General features: G+C 67.9%; 20 protein-coding genes. 9 read left to right on the top strand and 11 right to left on the bottom strand.

The window, feature by feature from the left end; genetic code table 11:
- Nucleotides 1-60 precede the first annotated feature (60 nt).
- Together AC5JLE_RS18155 and AC5JLE_RS18160 are read left to right on the top strand one after the other, a co-directional pair.
- Entirely contained in the window at nt 61-888 is an 828-nt protein-coding gene (locus AC5JLE_RS18155) for an META and DUF4377 domain-containing protein (RefSeq protein WP_049420290.1), read from the top strand.
- Nucleotides 889-967: 79 nt separating this feature from the next.
- A complete protein-coding gene (locus tag AC5JLE_RS18160; protein ID WP_014645488.1) occupies nt 968-1,501 on the top strand; it encodes an NADPH-dependent FMN reductase in 534 nt (177 codons plus the stop codon).
- Nucleotides 1,502-1,602: 101 nt separating this feature from the next.
- On the opposite strand, the gene AC5JLE_RS18165 is transcribed toward AC5JLE_RS18160, so the two are convergent.
- The 9 genes from AC5JLE_RS18165 to AC5JLE_RS18205 form a co-directional block, all read right to left on the bottom strand.
- Nucleotides 1,603-2,214, bottom strand: a complete 612-nt coding sequence (locus tag AC5JLE_RS18165) for a YbhB/YbcL family Raf kinase inhibitor-like protein (protein WP_032961630.1) — start codon at nt 2,212-2,214, stop codon at nt 1,603-1,605.
- 10 nt (nt 2,215-2,224) lie between these two features.
- Nucleotides 2,225-4,294: a tetratricopeptide repeat protein gene (locus AC5JLE_RS18170; RefSeq protein WP_053495707.1), complete on the bottom strand. Its 2,070-nt coding sequence runs from the start codon at nt 4,292-4,294 to the stop codon at nt 2,225-2,227.
- Between the two features lie 56 nt (nt 4,295-4,350).
- Entirely contained in the window at nt 4,351-5,340 is a 990-nt protein-coding gene (locus AC5JLE_RS18175) for a YheT family hydrolase (RefSeq protein WP_049408361.1), read from the bottom strand.
- Nucleotides 5,341-5,392: 52 nt separating this feature from the next.
- On the bottom strand, nt 5,393-6,184 hold the full coding sequence (locus AC5JLE_RS18180) for a lysophospholipid acyltransferase family protein (protein WP_032961622.1): 792 nt from the start codon (nt 6,182-6,184) through the stop codon (nt 5,393-5,395).
- Nucleotides 6,185-6,302: 118 nt separating this feature from the next.
- Nucleotides 6,303-6,737 (bottom strand): hotdog fold thioesterase, encoded by a 435-nt coding sequence (locus AC5JLE_RS18185; protein ID WP_014035502.1) that lies wholly within the window; start codon nt 6,735-6,737, stop codon nt 6,303-6,305.
- A gap of 10 nt (nt 6,738-6,747) precedes the next feature.
- Nucleotides 6,748-8,805: a phospholipase D family protein gene (locus AC5JLE_RS18190; RefSeq protein WP_197556768.1), complete on the bottom strand. Its 2,058-nt coding sequence runs from the start codon at nt 8,803-8,805 to the stop codon at nt 6,748-6,750.
- Nucleotides 8,802-9,419, bottom strand: a complete 618-nt coding sequence (locus tag AC5JLE_RS18195) for a YceI family protein (RefSeq protein ID WP_014645483.1) — start codon at nt 9,417-9,419, stop codon at nt 8,802-8,804. Before AC5JLE_RS18195 ends, AC5JLE_RS18190 begins: the two co-directional genes overlap by 4 nt.
- Before the next feature lie 4 nt (nt 9,420-9,423).
- Nucleotides 9,424-9,900 carry a SixA phosphatase family protein gene (locus AC5JLE_RS18200; RefSeq protein ID WP_014035499.1) on the bottom strand — a complete coding sequence of 159 codons (477 nt, stop codon included), beginning with the start codon at nt 9,898-9,900 and terminating at the stop codon, nt 9,424-9,426.
- Nucleotides 9,901-9,949: 49 nt separating this feature from the next.
- Nucleotides 9,950-10,579, bottom strand: a complete 630-nt coding sequence (locus AC5JLE_RS18205; protein ID WP_005420986.1) for a nucleotide-binding protein — start codon at nt 10,577-10,579, stop codon at nt 9,950-9,952.
- A gap of 123 nt (nt 10,580-10,702) precedes the next feature.
- Here AC5JLE_RS18205 and AC5JLE_RS18210 point away from each other — a divergent pair, with 123 nt between their 5' ends.
- Nucleotides 10,703-12,187 carry an AAA family ATPase gene (locus AC5JLE_RS18210; protein WP_014645482.1) on the top strand — a complete coding sequence of 495 codons (1,485 nt, stop codon included), beginning with the start codon at nt 10,703-10,705 and terminating at the stop codon, nt 12,185-12,187.
- Between the two features lie 387 nt (nt 12,188-12,574).
- Here the strand turns inward: AC5JLE_RS18210 and AC5JLE_RS18215 are convergent, their stop codons facing one another.
- Complete coding sequence (locus AC5JLE_RS18215) at nt 12,575-13,210, bottom strand: tetratricopeptide repeat protein (RefSeq protein ID WP_080281912.1); 636 nt, start codon at nt 13,208-13,210, stop codon at nt 12,575-12,577.
- A gap of 169 nt (nt 13,211-13,379) precedes the next feature.
- Here AC5JLE_RS18215 and AC5JLE_RS18220 point away from each other — a divergent pair, with 169 nt between their 5' ends.
- Nucleotides 13,380-17,066, top strand: coding sequence for an indolepyruvate ferredoxin oxidoreductase family protein (locus AC5JLE_RS18220; protein WP_496065517.1), 3,687 nt, complete (start codon nt 13,380-13,382; stop codon nt 17,064-17,066).
- 74 nt (nt 17,067-17,140) lie between these two features.
- On the opposite strand, the gene AC5JLE_RS18225 is transcribed toward AC5JLE_RS18220, so the two are convergent.
- Nucleotides 17,141-17,755: a DUF938 domain-containing protein gene (locus tag AC5JLE_RS18225; RefSeq protein ID WP_032961616.1), complete on the bottom strand. Its 615-nt coding sequence runs from the start codon at nt 17,753-17,755 to the stop codon at nt 17,141-17,143.
- A gap of 773 nt (nt 17,756-18,528) precedes the next feature.
- On the opposite strand from AC5JLE_RS18225, the gene AC5JLE_RS18230 reads away from it, so the two are divergent.
- From AC5JLE_RS18230 to AC5JLE_RS18250, 5 genes are read left to right on the top strand one after another with little or no spacing between them, the layout of a single operon-like run.
- The gene (locus AC5JLE_RS18230) at nt 18,529-20,160 is read left to right on the top strand and encodes a TldD/PmbA family protein (protein WP_049419130.1); all 1,632 of its coding nucleotides are present in this window, start codon (nt 18,529-18,531) and stop codon (nt 20,158-20,160) included.
- A gap of 30 nt (nt 20,161-20,190) precedes the next feature.
- Nucleotides 20,191-21,825, top strand: a complete 1,635-nt coding sequence (locus AC5JLE_RS18235; RefSeq protein ID WP_100450864.1) for a TldD/PmbA family protein — start codon at nt 20,191-20,193, stop codon at nt 21,823-21,825.
- A gap of 21 nt (nt 21,826-21,846) precedes the next feature.
- On the top strand, nt 21,847-23,181 hold the full coding sequence (locus AC5JLE_RS18240; protein ID WP_014645476.1) for a TldD/PmbA family protein: 1,335 nt from the start codon (nt 21,847-21,849) through the stop codon (nt 23,179-23,181).
- Nucleotides 23,181-23,888 carry a DUF4159 domain-containing protein gene (locus AC5JLE_RS18245; RefSeq protein WP_032957605.1) on the top strand — a complete coding sequence of 236 codons (708 nt, stop codon included), beginning with the start codon at nt 23,181-23,183 and terminating at the stop codon, nt 23,886-23,888. The genes AC5JLE_RS18240 and AC5JLE_RS18245 overlap by 1 nt, the downstream gene beginning before the upstream one ends.
- Nucleotides 23,889-23,904: 16 nt before the next feature.
- Nucleotides 23,905-24,888: an AAA family ATPase gene (locus AC5JLE_RS18250; protein ID WP_496065518.1), complete on the top strand. Its 984-nt coding sequence runs from the start codon at nt 23,905-23,907 to the stop codon at nt 24,886-24,888.
- The last annotated feature ends 3 nt before the right edge of the window (nt 24,889-24,891 follow it).

A 24,891-nucleotide genomic window follows, 5' to 3' on the forward strand; every position in this document is an offset into this window, starting at 1 on the left:
ACGGTAACCCCGTTGCCGGCCCCACCCCGTTTCCCCCACGGTTCCCCAAGGAGAATCACCATGAACCGCAAGCTCACCCTGCTCCTCCCGCTGGCCCTGATGGCCGCCTGCAGCCAGACCCCGGCCCCGGCCGGCACCGGCGGCGACGACGTGGCCCCGGCCGCGGCCAAGGCAGCAGACCAGCAGACGCTGGCGCACCTGGATGCGCAGCGCCTGCAGAGCCAGCACTGGCTGCTGCAGCAGGCCACCGGCGCCGACGGCAAGCGCATCGACGCGCTGTTCGCCCGCGAAGACAAGCCGGTCACCCTGGACTTCGCAGATGGCCGACTGTCGGTCAGCAACACCTGCAACCGCATGGGCGGCGGCTACACCCTGGCCGACGGCAAGCTGACGGTCAGCGCGATGGCCTCGACCATGATGGCCTGCACCGACAAGGCGCTGATGGCGCTGGACGAAGCCGTGTCGAGCCGCCTGCAGGGCGAGCTGAAGGCCGAGCAGGATGCCGATGGCAAGCTGACGCTGACCAACGCCAAGGGCGACGTGCTGGTGTTCAACCCGGAGCCGACCGCTGAAACCCGCTACGGCGGCGCCGGCGAAACCGTGTTCCTGGAAGTGGCCGCCAAGACGCAGAAGTGCTCGCACCCGCTGATCCCGGACTACCAGTGCCTGCAGGTGCGCGAAGTGAAGTTCGACGACAAGGGCCTGAAGCAGGGTGAGCCGGGCAAGTTCGAGAACTTCTACGGCACCATCGAGGGCTACACCCACGAAGACGGCGTGCGCAACGTGGTGCGCGTGAAGCGCTACGAAGTGAAGAACCCGCCGGCCGATGCGCCGTCGCAGGCGTACGTGCTGGACATGGTGGTCGAGTCGGCCATCGAGAAGAAGTAAATAAACAGAAGGGCAGCCACGAGGTCGCCCTTCTACGTTCTGTAGCGTCGACGCAGCCCCACGTGCCAGCCTTGCCACGATGAAGATTCTCGCCATATCCGGCAGCGCGCGCCGGCAGTCGACCAACACCGCTCTGCTGGTGGCCCTGAAAGCCATCGCGCCGCCCGGCATGGAGATCGAGGTCTACGCCGGGGTCGGCGAACTTCCGGTGTTCTCCCCCGATCTGGAAGGCACCGATGAACCCTGCAGCGTGACGCGCTTCAAGGCGGCCATCGCCCGCAGCGACGGTGTGCTGGTGTGCAGCCCTGAATACGTGCGTGGCATTCCCGGCGGATTGAAGAATGCGATCGACTGGCTCGTATCCGGCGACCAGATCGTCGGTCGGCCCATTGCGTTAGTGCATGCGTCCCATCGTGGCGAGGACATGCTGCAGGCACTTCGCGCGGTGCTGTCCACGGTCAGTGCCGCGTTCAGTACAACGCTGTTCCTGCGTGTACCGGTGCTGGGCCTGGAACCGGAGGAGATCTTCGAGGTGCTTCAGTCGGAAGTGCATCGCGCCGAAGCGGATGCGTTCCTGGCAGGGTTTGCTGTTTACTGCAGGTCCATTGCGTAGCAGAAGCAGCCGAGCATGGGCTCGGCTCTACAAGGCAAAGTCGAGCATGGCTCGACTCTGCAGCAAGCAAAGCCGGGCATGCCCCGGCCCTACAAGGGCTCTCAGCCCAGCGCCGGGTTCAACGTGTAGGTGCCGTGCAGTGCCGCTTCGGCGAGCACGTGGCCGTGCATGGCGCGGTAGGCGTCGGCGGCGGTGAAGCGTGCCGGCAGCTGCAGCGATGCCACGTCCAGCGCGAACACGCGGAAGAAGTAATGGTGCAGGCGTTCGTCGTTGAACGGCGGGTACGGGCCGTCATAGCCCAGGTAGTCACCGGCCATGTCCGGATTGCCTGCGAACCAGCCGGTGAAGTCGTTCAGGCCCTGGCGGCTGCCGGCCGGGCCGGCCGGTTTGGACTTGCCCTTCACCACGAAGCCGTCGCTGCAGCTGCCTGCGGCGATCTCGCGCACCGAGGCCGGAATGTCGGCCATTACCCAATGCACGAAATCACAGCGCGGCTGGTCGCGCGGCACGCTCATGTCGGTGCGGCCGACCGTCTCCGGCACGGTCGGCACGTCCGGATCGACACACACCAGCAGGAACGAACGGGTGCCCTCCGGCACATCGCTCCAGGCCAGGTGCGGATTGCGGTCCGGTGCGAAGCCCGCGGCATCGCCGGCGGCGAATTCGCGGTCGATCGGTGCACCGTTGGTCAGGCTGTGGCTGCTCAGTTGCATCGGCGTGTCCTCACTCTTCCGGATAACCCAGGCGCACCGCGATCGGGGTGAGCTTGGCGAAGGCGGCGCTCATCACGTCGCGGTAGTTGCGCCAGTGGCCCGGCGGGAAGCGCGGCGCACCCAGTTGCGCGGCTGGCGGCATCGGCCGCTCGAACAGGCGGCCCAGCAGTTCGGCCATCGCCTGCGGATCGTTGCCGATCTGGTCGATGCGCAGCAGCACCTGCGGGTACAGATCGTCCTCGTGCAGGGCGGCGACCTGGGCCAGCGCGCGCGCCAGCCATTCGCTGGCTTCGGCCAGCGAGGTCATTGCCAGCGGTGCGGCGGCACCGTAGGCCACCCAGTCCAGCAGCATGTCGCGCGGATCGCGCAGCACCACCAGCAGGCGGCCCTGCGGCAGCTGCGGGCGCAGCGCCCACAGCAGCGCGTTGTCCCACCACAGCAGCCAGTCGATGATCGCGTCGTCCTGCACGCCGCGCGACGGCAGCTGTTCGCGCCAGCGCTGCACCAGCCGCTCCGGGGTCAGCACGCCCGAGGCAAGGTCCTGCAGCGTGTGGTAGTTCTGGAACGCGTCGTCGGGTGCGTTGGAGGTATAGCGGTCGCTGCGCAGCACCGGGCTGGCGGCGGCCAGGCCGGTCGCCACGCGCTCCACGCCCGAACCCGGCGCGCCCCACAGGAAGATCGGCGCGGAAGTGGCATCACCGTCGATCTCGCCCTTGTCCGGCCAGCTCGGCGGCGCCTTGGCCTGCGGCGGCAGCGGCAGGCGCTGCGGTGCCTGGTCGGCCTGCAGTGCCAGCCAGGTCTGCAGCGCGTCTTCGTGCTGCCCGGCGCGATCCTGGATCTCACCCAGCCAGGTGCGCAGGTCGGCGCGGTGGCCTTCCGGTGCCATGTCGATCAGCGCCTGCACGCGGGCGACCGCGGCGGCCGGATCGCGCTGTAGCAGGCCTTCGACCAGGCGGGTTTCGCCGCTGACGCGGCCCGGTTCGAGGTTGACGATGCGCTCGGCGATCGCTTCGGCCTGGGCGTGTTCGCCCACCATGTCGTGCAGGCGCAGGCGCGCTTCCAGCGCCGGCAGGTGGCCCGGCATCGCGTCCATCCAGCGCTCGACCGTGGCGGCGGCGGTGGCACTGCCGACCTCTTCCACCGCCAGGCGTGCCAGCCACAGGTCGTGCAGCTGCGGGTGCTGCTCCAGGGCGGCATCCAGGCGTGCGCGGGCCTCGTCTTCGCGGCCCAGGCGCTGCCAGGACATCAGCAGCAACTGCAGTACGTCGCGGTCGTCAGGCAGCGATTCCAGCAACGGCAGCAGGTGCTCCAGCGCCTGCAGCGGCTGGCCGCCGCGCAGTGCCAGTTCGCCGGCCAGGCGGCGCATCGAGGGCGTATCCAGGCCCTGCTGCTGCAGCGCGATCTGCATCGCTTCGGCGGCAGCGTCCAGGTTGCCCTGGCGCATGGCCAGCTGCACCACCAGGCCATGCAGCGAGGCGATGGTCGGGTTCAGTTCCAGCACGCGGCGGAACGCCTGCTCGGCGAAGGCCAGCATGTTCTTGCCCAGGTAGGCGAAGCCCAGTGCGTAGAGCACGCGAATGTCGTTGGGCTGGGCCTGGTTGGCAGCCGACAGCAGCGTCAGCGCGCGATCGGCATCATCGCGGCGCAGCGCGATCATGCCGTCGATGGTCAGCAGTTCCGGGTGGTCCGGTTCGACACGCGAGGCCAGGGTGGACAGGCGCTGCGCTTCATCGAAATCGTTGCGGCCGATCGCCAGGTGGGCCTGCATCAGGTAGGCAGCGAAGGCGTTCGGGTCCAGCCCGGTGGTGCGCGTCAGTGCTTCGCCAGCGCCGTCGAACTGGCGCAGGGCCAGCAGCAGGCCGGCGTGCTGCAGGTGCAGCTGGGCATTGTCCGGGGCCAGCTGCAGCGCCTGCTGCAGGGCCTCCATCGCGTCCTCGGCCTTGCCCTGCTGCTGCAGCGCAAGCGCCAGCCAGCGGTGGGCCTCGGCCTGGCCGGGTTCATCACGGGTCCACGCCTGGGCCAGCTGCACGGCCTGGTCGGCCTCGTTCTGGCGCAACGCTTGGATGATCTGGTCTTGCATGGCGGTCCGGTTCAAGGGCAAACCCGCATTGTAGCGGCCTGCGCGCCCGTGCCGGTTCAGCCTTGCAGCACGCGCTGCAGGCGCTGCGCCACCCAGCGCTCGGAGAAGCCGTCACCGCGCCAGTTTTCCAGGAAGCCACAGTGGCCGCCCCAGCAGGCGGTTTCCAGGTGCGCCTGGCGCGGCAGCTGCCAGTCGCTGAAGGTCGCGTACGGGATCACCGGGTCGTCCTGCGCCATCAGGATGTCGGCCGGCACCTGCAGCGAGGACAGGCGGTCGCCGGCAATCGAGTAGCCGTCGAAATAGGCCTGCAACGAGCCGAAACTGGTGTGGCGCTCGACCAGCCAGGCGGTCAACGCGCGGATGTCCAGCTTCAGCACGCGGTCGTCGCAGTCGCTCAGTTCGGGGAACAGGTCGCGCTTGCGCCGCAACGAACCGGCCCACTTGCGGCGGAAGTACCAGTCGTACATTGCCGGGCCGTTCTCGATGCTCTCCATGGTCAGCGCCGGGTCCAGCACCGGGCATACCGAGGCGACGCGCAGCAGCGGCACGCCGGCCGCCGGCGCACGCAGGGCCAGGCGCAGCACGAAGTTGCCGCCCAGCGAGTAGCCGGCGGCCACCAGCGGCAGCTGCGGCCAGCGCTGGGCGATATCGCCTGCGGCATGCACCACTTCGTCGATCAGGTTGGAGTGGAAGATGCCGGGGTTGAGGTGATGGGTATTGCCGTGGTCGCGGAAATTCAGCCGCACCACGTCGAAGCCCTGTTCGAGCATGCGCGCGGCCGCCATGCGCATGTAGCTGGATTCGGCACTGCCTTCCCAGCCGTGCAGCAGCAGGGCCATGCCCTTGGGTTCGCGGCCTTCGACATGGCTGTGCCAGCCCTGCAGGCGCACGCCGTCGCCGCCGTCGAGGATCAGTTCTTCGCTGATCGCGCCGGTCGCGGCCAGCAGCAGCAGGCCGCGCTGCAGGCGCATGCGGCTGGAGCTGAGCATCGACTGCAGGTGCGGATTGCGCAGCCAGCGCGGTGGCTGGTAGTCAGCCGCGTGCAGCGTCGGCGTGCCGGCGTCCAGGACGGGTGGCGGGATCAGGGCCACCGCACCCTCACTGCGTGCTCATGGCCGCCACGATGCGCGCGCGCGACGTCTCCGCGATGCGCCGACGGCCTTCCAGGTCCTGCGCACCGATCGGTGCCAGGAAATGCACTTCCGCACGCCGCGCCGGCTCACCGAGCAGGCGCAGGAAATTGGCGAAGAAACTCTCGCCGGGGCCGAACGCGACAATGGTCTGCGCGTCGCCCTTGAGCCCGTACACCAGAGCCACCGGCTGCACCGGCACGCCGGTCTCAACCGCCGCCTGGAAGATGCGTGCATGGAACGGGCCCACTTCGTGGCCACCGCGGGTACGCCCTTCGGGGAACACGCCCACTGCCTTGCCTTCGCGCAGGCGATCGGCCATCACCTGCATCACGCCACCGAGCGATTCGGTGTTGCCGCGCTGGTGGAAGATGGTCTGCCCGCGCGCGGCCAGCCACCCGACCAGCGGCCAGCTGGCGATCTCGCGCTTGGCGACGAAGCCCATCATGCGCTGGCTGTGCAGGATGCAGATGTCGACCCAGCTGACGTGGTTGGCGACGAACAGCACGGCGCCGGGCAGCGGCCTGCCGATCTGCACCAGGCGGAAGCCGAAGATCCACATCAGCCCCCCCTGCCACCAGTTGACCACTTTGGCCCCCAGGGTCGCCTCGCCCACGCGCAGTTCGCCCCACGGCCGAAGCATGCCGATCAGGATGAGCGGCAGGAACACGATGATGTGGACCAACAGCAGCGGTACGCGGTACAGGTAACGGCACACACGCGCCACGCCGCCGCGGGGGGCCGGAGTGGGGGAAGTCATCCGCGCACGATACCGGAGGGCCGTCATCGCTGCCAGCCGATTTAGGCCATAACACCCATCGACCGGGGCAATCGGCAGGGAACGCTGGGTTCCGCTGCCGTCACCGCCCGTCCGGGGCTCAGCCGTGGCCGGCCGCCACCACCGCCAGGGTCAGCCGCGAGATGCACACCAACCGGCCCTGCTCGTCCTCGATGCGGATCTCCCACAGCTGGGTGCTGCGGCCCACGTGCAGCGCGCGGGCGGTGCCGGTGACCGTGCCCGAACGCACCGCACGCACGTGGTTGGCGTTGATTTCCAGCCCCACGCAGATCTGCTTGGCCGTATCCACGCACAGGTTGCCGGCGCTGCTGCCCAGGGTCTCGGCCAGCACCACCGACGCGCCGCCATGCAGGATGCCGTAGGGCTGGCGGGTGCGCTCGTCCACCGGCATGGTGGCCTGCAGCCAGTCGTCACCGGCCGCGCTGAAGACGATGCCCAGCGACGCGATCGCGGTGTTGCGGCTGAGCGTGTTGAGCTGCTCGAGGGAAACGGCTTCGCGGAACACCTGGGTCATGCGGGCACCTTCAGAGGATGGGAACGAGGCCGGCGCCGAATGCGGTCAGCATGCGTACCAGCAGCCACTTCGGGCCGACATTGACCTCGGGGAAATCACCCACGGCGACATAGCAGCGGTGGAAGCCCGGGTCCTGCCGGGGCAACGGCTGCGGGCAGTCCGGGCCGGGCTTGAACTCGTAGTCGGTGGCATAGCGCCACGGCCAGAAGTCGAGGATCGGCAGTGCTTCGGAGGCCTTGCCGACGCTGTAGTTGAGCCCGGACAGCACCGGCGGCTTTGCCCGCGGCGCCACCGTCCACGAGTTCTGCGGGTGGGTGTCGCGCAGGATGCTTTCGGCCAGCTGCTCGGCGAAGGCCGGGTCGTCAATGATCACCGCGCCTTCGGTGTTGTAGTTCTCGCTGCGCGGATCGAAGTTGTGGGTGCCGACCACGCCGATGCGGCGATCGACCACCAGCGACTTGGCATGCAGGCCCATGCGCGCGCCCTTGCGGGTGACCGGCAACGGCTTGTTGACCGCCTTGCTGCCCAGGAACGAGGGCCGGGTCTCGGTGCGCAGCAGGCGGGTCTCGACCTCGCTGCCGGCCGCACGGCGGCGCTCGCGCGCGTTCTGGTAGGCACTGCCGGTGCGCGGATGGTTCACCGGCCCCTGCTTGCCGGCGGGTGCCGGGTGCTCATCGCGATCGCGACGGTCGCCGGCATTGCTGCCGGCAGCACTGCCGCCGATCAGCGGGTTGCGCCCGCCGTCGTCGTCGCCTTCCGGCGCGGCGATCGGGTCGGGCAGCAGGTTGCGGTAATCGACCGGTGCATCCAGCGGGAACGGCTTGTATTCGAAGATGTTGAAGCCCAGTTCGCGCATGTTGCGCCGCTTGTACTTGTACGACAGCGCATAGACGATCGGGTTGTCGGTCGCCGCCAGGCTGTTGCTGGACACCACCACGCGCGGCGGCTGCGGTCGCTTGCGCAGCTCGCGGAACAGCTTCTGCGCCGGTTTGGACAGCACCAGGTACGGCGTCTGCAGGATCACTTCCTTCTGCGCGCCGGCGATCAGCGCATCCAGCTGCGGCTCGGTCACGTGCTGCCCGGCCAGCGGCGCATCGGCCTTCTCGCGCCGGTGCTTGCGCGGCAGGTCGGCGACATAGCGCACCGAGGCCACCGGCAACGCGGTATCGACGAAGGAACGGCTGACGAAGTCCATGTCATTGGCTTCGGCACTGACCCGCTCCACCCGCTCGGGGCGGCGGAAGCTGGCCGGCGGCAGGGTCGGCACGCCCTCGCGCAGCAGGGTGCGGCCGACATCGTTCAGGCGCTCGGCCGGCACGCTGCGCCTGGCGCGCCAGAAGGCATCGAAGTTGGCCGCCATCGCCCGCGCCTCCGGGCCGGCGATCAGCACGTCGCGGTCGCGGAAGTTGTACTCGCGGTCCCAGTCGTAATAGTCGTCCTGGTAGTTGCGGCCGCCAACCACGCCGATCGCATCGTCGATCACCAGCAGCTTGTTGTGCATGCGCTGGTTGAAGCGGCGGAAGCAGCACAGCACGCTGCCGGCATAGTCGAAGTAGTTCAGCCGGGCCTTGCCGAAGGTCGGGTTGTAGACCCGCAGCTGGAAGTTCTGGTGCGCGCCGGACAGGGCGCCGAGGATCTGCAGGTCGGAGATTGCCGAGAGCTGGTCGATCAGCACCCGCACCTTCACCCCGCGCCGCGACGCGGCCAGCAGCTCGTCGATGACCAGCCGGGCACTGTCGTCCTTGTCGAAGATGTAGGTCTGCAGGTCGATGCTGCGGGTGGCGCTGCGCAGCAGGTTCAGGCGCGCGACCAGGGCGCCCTCGCCCTCGTCGAGCAGGGTGGCGTAGTGGCGTGGCTGTTCCGGGGTGGATTCGGTGAACGCCCGGCCCGCCAGCGCACGCAACGGCGAGTCCTGCGCGCAGCGGTCGGCGCGCTGGCAGTCGACGTCGGTCGAGCGCGCCTGCACGGCAATCGCTTCGGCACGGTCACGCTCGGCATGCGAGAGCGATGCACAACCGCTGCCCAGCAACACGGTTGCCAGCGCCAGGACGCGCAGCAGGAGGTTCACGGTTTCGGCGCCTCGCTCAGGCGCGCACGCAATACGAAGGTCACTCGGTCACTCAAGGCTAGCTGCCAGCTGTCCATTCCATACCGGCCTCGCTGCACGGTACCGCGGCTGACGACGTCGCAATCATAGCCGGGTCGGGCGCACTCCGCCTTCTCGACCTGCAATGACTCGGGGTGGCTGATGCCGCGCAGGGTCAGCCTGCCGTTGATGGCGCCGCCCTGCTCCACAGTCTCCGGCCAGTAGGGCAGCGAGTCGAACTCGACCACCGGATGGCGCCCGGCATCGAAGAACTCCTCGCCGCGCATCCAGCCGGTATAGCGCGCCTTGCCGGGGATCTCCACCGAGCGGGTGAACATCTTCAGGTGCACCTGGTGACGGCCGTCGGACAGGATCTCGATACGCCCCTCGAAGTGCGGGAACACGCCTTCGATGCGCTGGCCGAATCGGGTGCGCACCTCGAAGCCGATCCGCGAGCGCTGGGTATCCAGGCGCAATACCCGTGGCGCCTCGGCGGACACGGGCGGCAACGGGGTCGGTGGGGGCGCCGCGGCCCAGGCCGGGCCGAGCGCCAGCAACGCGGGCAGCAGGAAGCGGCTGCGCCGCGCCAGGCTCATCGGATCACGGCCACCAGAACGCGTTCAGGCTGGCCACGCCGGGTTCGATCGAGGCCTCGCGCGGGAAGCCAAGCACGGCCACGCCGCCCGGCGGCATGCCGCGATAGTCACTGCTGGTGCCGTCGGTCATCAGGGCCACCAGCTGCTCCAGGCCCGGGTTGTGGCCGACGATCAGCACCCGGTCCAGGTCACGACGCTCGTCCACCAGCGCCGCCAGGGTGCCCGGGGTGGCTTCGTAGATCCGGTCTTCCAGGCGCTTTTCGACATAGCCGATGGCCGTCATCACCGCTTCCAGGGTCTCGCGGGTACGTCGCGACGGCGAGCACAGCACGCAGTCGGGCAGCAGGTTGTTTTCCTTCAACCACTTGCCGGCGGCTTCGGCCTCGGCGAGCCCCACCGGCGACAGCGGCCGGTCGAGGTCGGCCTGGCCGGAAACGGCGGGTTCGGCATGGGCATGGCGCAGCAGGATCAGTTCACGCATCGCGGGTTTCCATGGAGAAGAGGATGCAGCAGGAGAAGTGAGGCAGGCATCAAAGCTTGAGCCAGGACAGCAGCGGCTCCCAGTCGGCCTGGTGTTCGCGCACCTGGGCGGAGCGATAGTCGAACAGGCTGCGGCCCAGGCCGGTCATGACCACGTAGCTCTGGCTGTCACGCAGCTGCGCGACCACCGGGTATGGCCATTCGGCCAGCATCTGCAGCGCCTGCTGCGAAGTCTGGGTCCAGGGTTTGGTGCGGTTGAGGACCAGCCCCACCGGCAGCTTGCGGCTGTGCACGCGCGGGTTCTGGGCCAGGCTGTTGAGGAAGCCGACGATGGCTTCGATATCCAGCGCCGAGGGCAGCACCGGCACCACCACGGCGTCGGCCGCGTCCAGGAAATGGGGGATATCGTCGGCCAGCGCACCGGCCGGTGCATCGATGATGACGGTATCGGTACCGTCGGGCAGCTTCTGCGCCCACTGCTTCTTCCGATACACATCGATGGGGAGCACCGCGCTTTCCAGCCCTGCCCGCCGTTGTGCCCAGCGGGTGCTGGAGCCCTGCGGGTCGGCATCGGCGATCACCGTGGCCTTGCCCTGCAATGCCGCGTACGCGGCCAGGTGGGTGGCGACGGTGGTCTTGCCCACCCCGCCCTTGGAACCGGCCACCAGGATCGTCTTCATGCCAGCCTCGCTTCCGGGTACGTGCCCCGAGCGTACACCGGCGGTGGTGACGGGAGGTAGCACCGTGCTGAACCAGTGGCCATCGCCTTTGCTATCGTGGCGCCCCCGAAGGATCGAACCGGCATGAGCGAACTGCAGGACCTGAGCGCACTGATCCGCGCCAATACCCCCCTGATCGTGATCGAGACCCAGGATGAGGCCCGCATCGTCGAGCTGTTCCGGCAGACGCTGATGCACGTGTGGCGGGCCCTGCACCGCTGGTCCATCACCGAGGGCCTGCGTCGCATCGACCTGGACCGCGAGGACCCGCCGGTCGGCCCGCCCGATGCCAGCGCCGCCCTGCAGATGATCCGCCAAGCCGATCAGCGGGGTGTCTACCTGCTGCTCGATTTCCACCCCTACCTGGGGTATGCCAGCCACCAGCGCGCGCTGCGCGACCTGATCCAGCGCCGCCATAGCGAGCCGCATGTGCTGGTGCTGATCGGCGCCAAGGTCGAGCTGCCGGCCGAGCTGGAGGCCCTGGCGGTGCGCTTCAACCCGCGCCTGCCCGATGCCAACGCCCTGCTGAAGATGCTGCGCGAGGAGGCCGACGCCTATGCGCGCGAACACGGCGGCCGCCGTGTCGAGGTCGACAGCGAGGCGGTGAAGAAGATCCTGAAGAACCTGCAGGGCCTGAGCCTGGTCGATGCCCGCCGCATCGCCCGCCAGCTGATCTACGCCGATGGCGCGCTGCGCGACGACGACCTGCCGCAGCTGGCACGGCTGAAGTTCGAGCTGCTCAACCGCAGCGGCCACCTGTTCTTCGAGCATGACAGCGCGCGCTTCGGCGACGTGGCCGGTGCCAACCGGCTCAAGCGCTGGATCAGCCAGCGCCGGGTGGCCTTCATCGCCGGCTCGGCACCGGCCGGCCTGGATCCGCCGCGCGGCATGTTGCTGCTGGGCGTGCAGGGCTGCGGCAAATCGATGCTGGCCAAGGCCACCGCCGCCGGCTTCGGCGTACCGCTGCTGCGCCTGGACGTGGGCGCGCTGTACAACAAGTACCACGGCGAGACCGAGGCCAACCTGCGCCAGGCGCTGGCCTCGGCCGAGCAGCTGGCACCCTGCGTGTTGTGGATGGACGAGATCGAGAAGGGCCTGGCCAGCGGTGGCGAGGACGGTGGCGTATCGCGCCGCGTGCTCGGCTACCTGCTGACCTGGATGGCCGAACGCAAGGCGCCGGTCTTCATCGTCGCCACCGCCAACCAGGTACACGAGTTGCCGGCCGAACTGCTGCGCAAGGGCCGCTTTGACGAGATCTTCTTCGTCGACCTGCCCACGCCTGAGGTGCGTGTGGAGCTGCTGCGGCTGCACCTGGGGCGACGCCAGCTCAACGGCGACGACTTCGCGCTGCCGGCGCTGGCGGCCGCGGCCAATGGCTTCTCCGGCGCCGAGATCGAGCAGGCGATCGTGGCCGGGCTGTATGCGGCGCACGCCGAAGGCCGGCCGTTGGATACCGAGCTGCTGATGAACGAGATCCGTGCGACGCGGCCGCTGTCGGTGCTGATGGCCGAGCAGGTAGAGGCATTGCGGGCATGGGCGTCGGGGCGGACGGTTTCCGCGGACGATTGAAGTGGAAGCGCAAAAGCGAAAGCGCTTGGCTGGCTGCTCTTGAGGGCATTGGGGGTCAGATCCGTTTTCCTCTGGAAAACGGATCTGACCCCAGTTCGATTTCTATCCCTGGCAGATCTCATCCACGCATGGCATGGACCTACCGTGTCGACCAAGGTCGACACCTACCAACAGCCGCCGGAACCTGTCGAAGGCGGGGCACTGTGGGTTTGCGGGGTGTGAGCCGCATGGATGCGGCGACCAAGCCCCCATGGATGGGTTTACGGCGGCCCCGCAAACCCACAGTGCCCCGCCATCCCGCAGGAAGCCCGCTGTTGCTTCGGCTGCTGCAGTTGCTCCAGCCGTTGCCTCTGCGGGTGCCGGGTGCAACCCGGCCCCCCCCTTCCCTCAGGGCCAGGCCGGCGGCGCGGCCGCCCAGGCCTGCTGCACTTCCGCCAGCGAGGCGCGCTCGTCGTCACGCCACAACGGCAACAACTGCGCAAAGCGGCTGCTGTCGCTCCATTGCGTCGGCTCGGTACGCACCGCTGCGGCATACCACTGCACCGCCTCCTGCTTCCGCCCGGCCCGCCACAGCGCCAGCGCATAGGTGGGTGGCAGCCAGCCCGGCTTGCTCAGCGAACCACCGGCAGCAGCCTGCCATTGCTCCAGGGCGGCTTCGGGCTGGCCCTGACGCAGCAGGTCCCAGCCGTAATTCCAGCGCACGCTACGGCCCAGGCTGCCCTGCACCGGCGCATCCTTCAGTGCTTCGCGATACAGCTGTTCACCCAGCTCGGTTCGGCCCTGCGCAATGGCCACCGACGCCAGCTGCACGGTGGCCTCCACGGTACGCCGGCCGCGCTCGCGCTGTTTGAGCAGCTGCGCCACCAGCGCATCCCCGTCGGACTGGACCACGACCATCGGCACGGCGGCCGCATCGCTGTCGAAGTAGAACTCCTGTGGTGCCGGCACCGCCGGCGCGGCCCACACGGGGGCCGTTCCCGAGACCAGCAACATGCTGCCCAGGATCTTTGCTGCAACTGACATCCCTTCTCCCCAGGCCGCAACCGCAGCCTCCCTCTCTCTCCCCGATCCTAACCCCAGCATGGCCGCCGGCGCGAGTGCCGGGCCGGTCGGGCCTCGCTGCTACAATTCGCGCCTTTCCCGCCGCGTGCCTGCACGCGGCCGGTGCCAGCCGATCCTGACCGGGCCAGCCATGACCAGTACCGCGCAACTCACTTCGCCCTCTTCCGCCGACCTGATCGACCGTGACTACACGCTCGACCACAAGTACACCCGCAACGAGGGGCGGATCTACCTGAGTGGCGTGCAGGCGCTGGTGAAACTGCCGTTGATGCAGCGGCTGCGCGACGCGCACGAAGGCATCGACAGCGCCGGTTTCGTCAGTGGCTACCGTGGCAGCCCGCTGGGCGGCTTTGACCTGGAGCTGTGGCGCGCGCGCAAGCACCTCGACGCGGCCAAGGTGAAGTTCACCCCCGGCCTGAACGAGGACCTGGGCGCCACCATGGTGTGGGGCACCCAGCAGACCAACCTGTTCCCCGGCGCCAACGTGCAGGGCGTGTTCGGCATGTGGTACGGCAAGGGCCCGGGCGTGGACCGCTGCGGCGACGTGTTCAAGCACGCCAATGCCGCCGGCACCTCGCGCCATGGCGGCGTGCTGGCGCTGGCCGCCGATGACCACGCCTGCCGCAGTTCAACCCTGCCGCATGGCAGCGAGGACGAGTTCGTCAGCGCCATGATGCCGGTGCTGAACCCGGCCGGCGTGCAGGACATCCTGGACATGGGCCTGCTGGGCTGGGCGATGAGCCGCTACACCGGCCGCTGGGTCGGCTTCAAGACGATCGCCGAGACGGTGGAATCGTCGGCCTCGGTCGAGGTCGATCCGATGGCGCGCCGCATCGTGCTGCCGGAAGACTTCGAGATGCCGACCGGCGGCCTCAACATCCGCTGGCCGGACCCGCCGCTGGACCAGGAAATGCGCCTGCACCGCTATGCGGTGAAGGCTGCACAGGCGTTCGCCCGCGCCAATGGCATCGACAAGGTGGTGATGGATGCGCCGCGGGCGCGGCTGGGCATCGTCACCACCGGCAAGAGCTACCTGGACGTGCTGCAGGCGCTGGAATACCTGGGCCTGGATGAAACGGCGTGCGCCGACATCGGCATCCGCGTGTACAAGGTCGGCATGACGTGGCCGCTGGAGCCGCAGGGCATCGCGCGCTTCGCGCAGGGCCTGGAAGACATCATCGTGGTGGAGGAGAAGCGTGCCTTCATCGAGCGCCAGATGAAGGAACAGTTCTTCAACTGGCCGGCCAGCTGGGGCCAGCGCCCGTCCATCGTCGGCAAGTACGACGAGAGCGGCGAGTGGATCCTGCCGTCCACCGGTGAACTGACCCCGGCCACCATCGCCGGCGTGATCGGTCGCCGCATCCAGAAGTTCTTCAACAACGCATCGATCGAGCAGCGCCTGCAGTGGATGCAGGAGAAGGAAGCCGAACTTGCGTTGCCGCGCGCCAGTTTTCCGCGCGTGCCGCACTACTGCTCCGGCTGCCCGCACAACACGTCCACCAACGTGCCGGAAGGCTCGCGTGCGCTGGCCGGCATCGGTTGCCATTACATGGTGACCTGGATGGACCGCAGCACCGATACCTTCACCCACATGGGCGGCGAAGGCGTGACCTGGGCCGGGCAGGCGCCATTCACCGATACCCCGCACGTGTTCCAGAACCTCGGCGACGGCACCTACTTCCACAGCGGTTCGCTGGCGATCCGCCAGGCGGTCGCCGCCGGCGTCAACATCACCTACAAGATTCTCTACAACGATGCGGTGGCGATGACCGGCGGCCAGCCGGTGGACGGCCCGCTGAGCGTGCCGGACATTGCAAAACAGATGCGTGCCGAGGGCATCCACACCATCGTGGTGCTGTCGGACAACATCGGCAAGTGGACCGGCCAGCGCGAGCACTTCCCCAGCGACGTCGAGTTCCATGACCGCAGCGAGCTGGACGAAGTGCAGAAGCGCCTGCGCGAAGTGAAGGGTGTTTCGATCCTGATCTACGAACAGACCTGCGCCACCGAGAAGCGCCGCCGCCGCAAGCGCGGCAAGCTGGAAGACCCGCAGAAGCGGGTGCTGATCAATTCGCTGGTCTGCGAAGGCTGCGGCGACTGCGGCAAGAAGAGCTTCTGCGTGTCGGTGCTGCCGAAGGAAACCGAGTTCGGGCGCAAGCGCGAGATCGACCAGTCCAACTGCAACAAGGACTATTCCTGCGTGAACGGCTTCTGCCCGAGCTTCGTCACCGTGCACGGTGGCCAGCCGCGCAAGGGCAGCAAGCGCGATGCGTCCACGCTGCTGGACAACCTGCCGGCACCGACCCTTCACGGCAGCCTGGAACAGCCCTGGAACATCCTGATCACCGGCGTCGGCGGTACCGGCGTGGTGACCATCGGCGCGCTGCTGGGCATGGCCGGCCACCTGGAAGGCAAGGGCGCGACCGTGCTCGACCAGACCGGCCTGGCGCAGAAGGGCGGCGCGGTGACCACGCATATCCGCATTGCCCGTCGCCCTGAAGACATCCACGCCGTGCGTATCGCCGCCGGTGAAGCCGACCTGGTGCTGGGCTGCGACATGGTGGTGGTCAACGATTACTGGGCGCTGTCGAAGGTGCGTGCCGGCCGTTCGCAGGTGGTGCTGAACACCTACGAAGCGATGCCGGGCACGTTCACCACGCGCCCGGACATGCAGTTCCCCGCCGCCGACATCATCGCCGGCGTGCGCGTGGCACTGGGCGGCCAGGAACCACTGCTGCTCGATGCCACCCAGCTGGCCACCGCGCTGCTGGGCGATGCCATCGCCGCCAACCTGTTCATCCTCGGCTACGCCTGGCAGCAGGGCCTGGTGCCGCTGTCGTTCGACTCACTGATGCGCGCCATCGAGCTCAATGGCGCCGCCGTGGCGATGAACCAGCAGGCCTTTGCGTGGGGCCGCCTGGCCGTGGTCGATCCGCAGGCCGTGCAGCAGGCCGCCGGCCTGGTGCGCAACCGCCACACCGATGCCGAATCCACCCCGGGCCCGCTGCATCCGCTGCCGCCAGGCGAGTGGGAGGGCAATGAATGGGGTGCCACTGCGGCACCGCGCAACACCGGCGACGAACGCGAACTGCGCGGCCTGCCCTCGCACGGTGGCGACGTGGCGTTCCTGCCGCTGGATGACGCCCGCCTGTCGCGCTCGCTGGATGAAATGATCGAGCGCCGCGCCGCGTTCCTGGTCGAGTACCAGGACACTGCCTACGCCAACCGCTACCGCAGCCTGGTCGAGCGCGTGCGCACCGCCGAAGCCGACCGCATCGGCGGCTCCACTGCGCTGACCGAGACCGTGGCCCGCTACCTGTTCAAGCTGATGGCCTACAAGGACGAGTACGAAGTGGCCCGCCTGTACACCAGCGGCGACTTCCAGCGCCGCCTGCAGCAGCAGTTCGAGGGCGACTACCAGCTGCGCTTCCACCTGGCGCCGCCGCTGTTCGCCAGGAAGGATGAGCAGGGCCGGTTGCTGAAGAAGGAATACGGCCCGTGGATGTTCAAGGCCTTCGGCCTGCTGGCCAGGCTGAAGTTCCTGCGTGGCGGCCGCTTCGACGTATTCGGGCGCACCGCGGAACGCCGCATGGAGCGCAAGCTGATCGGCGATTACGAGGCCACCGTGCAGGTACTGCTGGACGGCCTGGATGACGACCGCCTGGCCCTGGCGGTGGAGATTGCCAGCATCCCCGAGCACATCCGCGGCTTCGGCCACGTCAAGGAAGCGCATTTCGAGCAGGCCAAGGCGCGCGAAGCAGCCCTGCTGGCGCAGTGGCGCAATCCGAAGGCGCTGCACATCGTGCAGGTGGCTTGAAGGGGAGTGCCGGCCGCTGGCCGGCATTCATCCCGGCAATCGGTTGCCGGCCAGCGGCCGGCACTACCGATGGTTTACCCCAACCGCCACAGCAGCAGGCGGTTGTTGGCCGGCATCGCCACATCCCCCAGGCGGGTGAATCCGTGGTCGGCGGCCAGCGCCTGCACCGCTTCGCTATCGCGGATGCCGCTGCGCGGGTCGCGCGCCTTCAGCCAGGCATCGAACTGCGCGTTGCTGTCGCTGCTGTAGCGGCCGCCGTAGTTGAACGGGCCGTACGCCGCCAGCAGCGCGCCGCGACGCAGCACCGATGGCAGCGCGGCGAACAACGCCTGCACGTGCGCCCAACTCATGATGTGCAACGTGTTGGCGCTGAACGCGGCGTCGAACGTGCTGCCCTGTGGCAGGCTGAGCCCAGGCGCCGGTGGCAGTTCCACCTGCAGCGCCACCGGCGGCAGCAGGTTCAGCAGCGCCGCTTCCGCGCGCCAGGCCTCGATGCCGGGCAGATGGTCCGGATGGTCGCTGGGCTGCCAGCGCAGCCAGGGCCAACGCTCGGCGAAGAAGGCCGCGTGCTGCCCGGTGCCGCTGCCGATTTCCAGCACCCGATGGCGGTCGCCCATCCACGGGTCGAGTGCGGCGGCGATCGGTTCGCGGTTGCGCTCGCAGGCTTCTGAATGCGGCTTGCTCGACATCAGGACGGTGTCCAGGCGGGGTCGGCCCATTGTGCACGAGGGAGTGTTCTGAGCAGGGCTGCGCCCTGCACCTGCTTCAAGCCACAGCAACGGCAACAGCCAAAGCAACAGCAACAGCGGGCTTCCTGAGGGATGGCGGGGTGGATCCGGTGGCAGGGGACGCCGTAAATCGTCCATGGAGGCTCGGTCGCGCCATCCATGGCGCTCACGCCCCTGCCACCGGACCCACCCCGCCTTCGACAGTTGGCCGCGATCTGTCGGAAACACTCTTGGGGTCAGATCCGTTTTCCGCAGGAAAACGGATCTGACCCCGAATTTCATTCGATATCTGACAGATGTGTCGACCAAGGTCGACACCTACCAGCAGCGCACGGAATCTGTCAGAGGCGGGGCGGTGTGGGTGGGCAGGACCGTTGGCGCCATGGATGGCGCCATCGAGCCCCCATGGGTGAGGGCGCTTTGCTTGCGAAGCACTGCTTCGCAAGCGCCCGAACGCCCAGCCGCCAGCGGCTGGGCCGGACCCCGGAGGGGGGTTTACGGCGTGTCCTGCCCACCCACACCGCCCCGCCATCCCACGGAATGCCGCTCTGACTCTGGCTTTGGCCGTTGCTGTTGCCGTTGCATTGAGCCGGTGCAGGGCGCAGCCCTGCCGAAACACCCCCAACCATGACTGCAGTCACTTGCCCGGATGCCCCGCGCTGGCGAAAGTCGAGTGGTTGACGTGATCGGCTCGGCCCATTGCCGGCCGCACGCAAGCGAGAGAGAGAAACGCTGTGCAACGACGTGAGTTCCTGGCTTTTTCCGGTCTGGGCCTGGCGGGCCTGCTGCTGCCGCATTCCCGTGCCATCGCCGCCGAGCAACTGCTCGCCCCGGTCGACACCCTCCAGCGCAGGCGCCTGGCGGACGTGGCGCTGGCCACCGCACGCACGGCCAAGGCCAGCTACTGCGATGTGCGCATCGGCCGCTACCTCAACCAGTCGGTCATCACCCGCGAGCATCAGGTCGGCAACGTGACCAACCGCGAATCGTCCGGCGTGGGCGTGCGGGTGATCGTCAACGGGGCCTGGGGCTTCGCTGCCACCCACCAGCAGACCGAGGCCGCCGTACGCGCTGCGGTCGAGCAGGCGGCCGCGATCGCCCGCGCCAACGCCAGCATCCAGACCCGGCCGGTGCAGCTGGCGCCGACGCCGCCGGTCGGGGAGGTGCGCTGGCAGACCCCCGTCCGCAGGAACGCGATGGCGGTGCCGATCCAGGACAAGGTCGAACTGCTGCTGGCCCTCAATGCCGCCGCGCTGGATGCGGGCGCCGACTACATCAATTCCACCCTGTTCCTGGTCAACGAACAGAAGTACTTCGCCTCCAGCGATGGCTCGTTCATCGACCAGGACATCCATCGCATCTGGCTGCCGTTCACCGCCACCGCCATCGACAAGGCCAGCGGCAGGTTCCGCACCCGCGCCGGCCTGTCCTCGCCGATGGGCATGGGCTATGAGTTCCTCGATGGCGATGCGCGCGGCAAGGTGCACCTGCCCGGTGGCATCACCGCTTACCGCGATTCCTACGACCCGGTCGAGGACGCCATTGCGGCCGCCCGCCACGCGCGCGAGAAACTGAAGGCGCCGTCGGTGAAGCCCGGCAAGTACGACCTGGTGCTGGACCCGTCCAACCTGTTCCTGACCATCCACGAAAACGTCGGCCACCCGCTGGAGCTGGACCGCGTGCTCGGCTACGAAGCCAACTACGCCGGCACCAGCTTCGCCACGCTGGACAAGCGCGATGCGGGTTTCCGCTGGGGCAGCGACATCGTCACCTTCTTCGCCGACAAGACCCAGCCGGGCAGCCTCGGTGCGGTCGGCTACGACGACGAGGGCGTCAAGACCCAGCGCTGGGACCTGGTGCGCGACGGCATCCTGGTCGATTACCAGGCCACCCGCGATGAAGCCCATATCCTCGGCCGCGATGCATCGCATGGCTGCAGCTACGCCGATTCCTGGTCCAGCGTGCAGTTCCAGCGCATGGCCAATGTCTCGCTGGCGCCGGGCAAGCAGCCGCTCAGCGTCGAGGACATGATCAAGGACGTGGAGAACGGTATCTACATCCACGGCCGGGGGTCGTACTCGATCGACCAGCAGCGCTACAACGCGCAGTTCGGTGGCCAGCTGTACTACCAGATCAAGGACGGAAAGATCGCCGGCATGATCGAGGATGCGGCCTACCAGATCCGCACGCCGGAATTCTGGAATGCCTGCACGGCCATCTGCGATGAACGCGATTTCCGCCTGGGCGGTTCGTTCTTCGACGGCAAGGGCCAGCCCGGCCAGGTCTCGGCGGTCTCGCACGGTTCGTCCACCACCCGCTTCAACGGCATCAACATCATCAACACCGCGCGCAGTCTCGGCGCTTGAGCCACCCATCCTTCGACATGGAGAGCAGCCTTGCAAAGACGTGACTTCCTGGCCCTGACCGGGCTTACCGCGGGCGGGCTGATCGTGCCCTCCTTCTTCGGCAAGGTGATCGCCGCCGAGCAGCTGCAGTCCAGCCTCGACCCGGCATTGAAGAAGCGCCTGGCCGACGCGGCGCTGCAGGCGGCGCGCAGCGCCGGTGCCACCTACTGCGACGTGCGCATCGGCCGCTACCTGCGGCAGTTCGTGATCACCCGCGAGGACAAGGTGCAGAACGTGGTGAACACCGAGTCCACCGGCGTGGGCATCCGCGTGATCGTCAACGGCGCCTGGGGCTTCGCCGCCACCAACGCACTGGGTACCGCTGACGTGGCCAGGGCCGCGCAGCAGGCGGCGGCCATCGCCAAGGCCAATGCCGGCGTGCAGACCGCACCGGTGCAGCTGGCCAAGGCGCCGGGCGTGGGTGAAGTGAGCTGGCGCACGCCGATCCGCAAGAATGCGATGGAGGTGCCGATCAAGGACAAGGTCGGCCTGCTGCTGGACGTCAACGCTGCCGCAATGGGCGCTGGTGCCAGCTTCGTCAACTCGATGCTGTTCCTGGTCAACGAGCAGAAGTACTTTGCTTCCACCGATGGTTCCTATATCGACCAGGACGTGCACCGCATCTGGGCGCCGATGACGGTCACCGCCATCGACAAGAGCAGCGGCAAGTTCCGCACCCGTTCGGGCCTGTCCTCGCCGATGGGCCTGGGCTACGAGTACCTGGACGGCGCCGCCGCCGGCAAGGTGGTCAGCCCGAATGGCGTGGTCAACTACAGTTCTTCCTACGACATGAAGGAAGACGCCATCGCCGCCGCCCGGCAGGCGCAGGAAAAGCTGAAGGCCCCGTCGGTGAAGCCGGGCAAGTACGATCTGGTGCTCGATCCGTCGCATACCTGGCTGACCATCCACGAGTCGATCGGCCACCCGCTGGAACTGGACCGCGTGCTCGGCTACGAAGCCAACTACGCCGGCACCAGCTTCGCCACCCTGGACAAGCGCGAACAGCATTTCCAGTACGGCAGCGAGCTGGTCAACATCTTCGCCGACAAGACCCAGCCCGGCAGCCTCGGCGCGGTGGCATACGACGATGAAGGCGTGAAGTGCAAGCGCTGGGAGCTGATCAGCAACGGCAAGCTGGTGGACTACCAGACCATCCGCGACCAGGCCCACATCCTCGGCAAGACCGAGTCCGACGGCTGCTGCTATGCCGACTCGTGGTCCAGCGTGCAGTTCCAGCGCATGGCCAACGTGTCGATGGCACCGGGCAAGACGCCGCTGAGCGTGCCGGACCTGATCAAGGACGTGGAGAACGGCATCTACATCATCGGTGATGGCTCGTTCTCGATCGACCAGCAGCGCTACAACGCGCAGTTCGGCGGCCAGCTGTTCTACGAGATCAAGAACGGCCAGATCACCCGCATGCTGGAAGACGTGGCTTACCAGATCCGCACGCCGGAGTTCTGGAACGCCTGCACCGCCGTGGCCGACGAACGCGACTACCGCCTGGGCGGTTCGTTCTTCGACGGCAAGGGCCAGCCGGGACAGGTCTCGGCGGTCTCGCACGGCTCGTCCACCGCGCGCTTCAACGGCATCAACGTCATCAACACCGCACGCAGCCTCGGCTGACCGGTCAGGAGCCCTTACACCATGAGTATCTTCACCGAAGCCCAGGCCAAGGCCATCCTCGACAAGGTCATCGCCCTGTCCAAGGCCGACGAGTGCACCGCCGTGCTGGCCGGCGCGATCAGCGGCAACATCCGCTTCGCGCTGAACAATGTCTCCACCAGTGGCATCGTCGACAACACCGAACTGGCAGTCACCGTCGCCTTCGGCAAGCGCGTCGGCACCGCCTCGATCAACGAGTTCGACGATGCCGCGCTGGAACGCGTGGTGCGCCGTGCCGAAGACCTGGCCCGCCTGGCCCCGGAGAACCCGGAGTTCATGCCGGCCATCGGCAAGCAGAGCTACCGCGCCAGCCCCACCTTCAGCGAATCCACTGCTGCCATCGATCCGGCGTTCCGTGCCAAGGTCGCCGCCGATTCGATCGCCCCGTGCCGTGGTCACGGCCTGATCGCCGCCGGCTTCCTCGAGGACGGCCAGGGCTTCCAGGCCACCGCCAACAGCAACGGCAACTTCGCCTATCAGCGCACCACCAACTTCGATTACACCTGCACTGTGCGCACTGAAGATGGCCGCGGCTCTGGCTGGGTCGGCCGCAACCTGAAGGATGCGGCCGACTTCAAGGCCGACCAGGACATCCGCATCGCCATGCGCAAGGCCACCGAGTCGGCCGAAGCCAAGGCGCTGGAACCGGGCAAGTACACGGTGATCCTGGAGCCGGCCGCAGCGGCAGGCCTGATCAGCTTCATGATGAACTTCTTCAGTGCGCGCTCGGCCGATGAAGGCCGCAGCTTCCTGTCGAAGAAGGGTGGTGGCAACAAGCTGGGCGAGCAGGTCTACGACCCGCGCGTGACCATGATCGCCGATCCGTGGCATCCGGACGCACCGGTGCTGCCGTGGGACAACGAAGGCCTGCCGCGCGAGCGCATGGCCATCATCGAGAACGGCAAGATCGCCAACCTGGACTACTCGCGCTTCTGGGCGCAGAAGCAGGGCAAGACCGCCAAGGCCTCGCCGGGCAACCTGCTGATGAGCGGTGGCGACAAAAGCACCGCCGAGCTGGTGCGTGGCACCCAGAAGGGCATCCTGGTCACGCGTACCTGGTACATCCGCATGGTCGATCCGCAGACGGTGCTGCTGACCGGCCTCACCCGCGACGGCACCTTCTACATCGAGAACGGCCAGATCAAGCACCCGGTGAAGAACTTCCGCTTCAACGAGTCGCCGGTGATCATGCTCAACAACATCGAAGAGCTGGGCAAGCCGGTGCGTGTGGCCGGTGATGAGTCCAGCTACGTGATGATGATCCCGCCGATGAAGCTGCGCGATTTCACCTTCACCTCGCTGTCCGACGCTGTCTGATGGATCGCCGGGCCTGCCTGCGCTGGTTGGCCGCTGCCGCTTCGGCGGCGGCGCTGCCGGCCTGGGCACAGGCAGGCCCGCGCAGTTCGCGCTACGACTTCTGGTTCACCCGCCTGCAGTACGACTCCGGTGACTGGGACGTGGACGCGCGCATGCCGTCCAACCTGATCACCTCGCTGATCGACTACACCTCGCTGCGCGTGGACCCGCAGGAGCACGTGGTGGCACTGGCCGACCCGCGCATGCTGGAAGCGCCGTTCTGCTACCTGGCCGGCCACACGCTGGTGGAGTTCAATGCCGCCGAGCGGCAGAACTTCGTGCGCTATGTGCGCAATGGCGGCTTCGTCTTCGTCGACGACTGCAACCACGATATCGATGGGCTGTTCGCCACCTCGTTCGAGGCACAGATGGGCCGCCTGTTTGGTCCCAGGGCACTGCAGAAGCTGCCCAACAGCCACCCGCTGTACCGCAGCTTCTTCCGTTTCCCCGATGGCCCGCCGGCCACCAGCTTCGAACTCAACGGCTGGGGCGACGACCTGGTGCACGACTACCTGAAGGGCATCGAGATCGATGGCCGCCTGGGGCTGCTCTACAGCAACAAGGACTACGGCTGCGAGTGGGACTACGACTGGCGCAACAAGCGTTTCCTGGCCGAAGACAACACCCGCTTCGGCGTCAACATCGTGATGTACGCGTTGAACAATTGATAGGACCGGCACGCCCATGACTTCCCCCGACCTCGATTCCCTGTTGCCACGCCTGGATGCGCTGCGCGCCGCGCTTGCACGCGCCGTGGTGGGCCAGCACACCGTGGTCGAGCAGCTGCTGATCGGCCTGCTGGCCGGCGGCCACTGCCTGCTGGAAGGCGCGCCCGGGCTCGGCAAAACCTTGCTGGTGCGCTCGCTCGGGCAGGCGCTGGAACTGCAGTTCCGGCGCGTGCAGTTCACCCCCGACCTGATGCCCAGCGACATCCTCGGCACCGAACTGCTGGAGGAAGACCACGGCACCGGCCATCGCCATTTCCGTTTCCAGCAGGGCCCGATCTTCACCCACCTGCTGTTGGCAGACGAACTCAACCGCACCCCGCCCAAGACCCAGGCCGCACTGCTGGAAGCGATGCAGGAACGCACGGTCAGCTACGCCGGCACCACCTACGCACTGCCGGCGCCGTTCTTCGTGCTGGCCACACAGAACCCGATCGAGCAGGCGGGCACTTACCCACTGCCGGAAGCGCAGCTGGACCGCTTCCTGCTGCACGTGCTGGTGGATTACCCCAGCGAGGACGAGGAGCGGCAGATCCTGGAACAGACCACCGGCGGCGCCACCGACGCGGTGCCGAAGGTGATGGATGCAGAGGCGGTGATCGCGCTGCAGGCCGCCGTACGCCAGGTGCATGTCAGCCCGGATGTGCTGGCCTGGATCACCCGCCTGGTGCGCGCCAGCCGCCCAGGCGAAGGCGCACCCGCCGCGATCAACCAGTGGGTGAAGTGGGGCGCGGGCCCGCGCGCCGGACAGTCGCTGGTGCTGGCGGCAAAAGCGCGCGCATTGCTGCAGGGCCGCTTTGCCGCCACCCGCGAGGATGTGCAGGCACTGGCCGCGCCGGTGATGCGCCATCGCCTGCTGCTGTCGTTCGCCGCCGAGGCCGAGCAGAAGCGTGCCGACGACGTGGTCGCCGCCCTGCTGCAGGCCGTGCCGTTCCCGGCTTGAGCC

It is taken from the genome of Stenotrophomonas sp. (genome assembly GCF_059505245.1).